Genomic DNA, 582 nt, shown 5'->3' on the forward strand with positions numbered 1-582 from the left:
TCCCACTCGACTCGTGCCCAGCTGACGGTGTAGGCCCGTGACGCATCCATGACCCCGTACGGCAACCCGTCGGCCATTGAGATCCACAATGACGATCGCACGGTGCCGTGAATCGGGAGGTGTCCTACCAATTCCAGCGTGTAGGTTTCGCCAGTGCGCATCAGCACCGCCGGTGGCGGAGCCCGATTGATGTCGACATGACGCAGTGAGCCGTCCTCAACGACGTATGCGCCCTCCAATGTGACTCGACCGTCCGGGGCCCAATACCGGCACATTCCGAACGCACGGCCGCTCGCCATTACGGCACCGGTGATCACATGACCGCCCCACGTGGTGAGCGTGCTGGCGTCGCGGGGGCCGCGGGAATGATCGCGCCAACCGCCTCCGTCGAACTCGGTTATCACGCCGTCAATGTCGAGCTGGCCGGTGACCTTCGTCAGTTGCTCGTAATGCTCACGCGCCCAAGATTGTTCGGCCATGCCAGTGCCCGTCTTAGTGGGAAGAGCACCCTCGGCGTCCCAGACCGGTGTGAGACATCCCATGAATTGGTTTGTCAAGCGGCATTTTGTTGAGTTGGGTCAT

At 61.9% G+C, this 582-nt stretch carries 1 pseudogene; it reads right to left on the reverse strand.

Annotated features, from left to right (window positions below):
• A pseudogene (locus tag F6Q13_RS19770) lies at window positions 1–479 on the reverse strand (6-phosphofructokinase); the annotation flags it as partial.
• Window positions 480–582 lie beyond the last annotated feature (103 nt).

It is taken from the genome of Mycobacterium sp. (genome assembly GCF_008709575.1).
In the GTDB taxonomy this organism is placed as follows: domain Bacteria; phylum Actinomycetota; class Actinomycetes; order Mycobacteriales; family Mycobacteriaceae; genus Mycobacterium.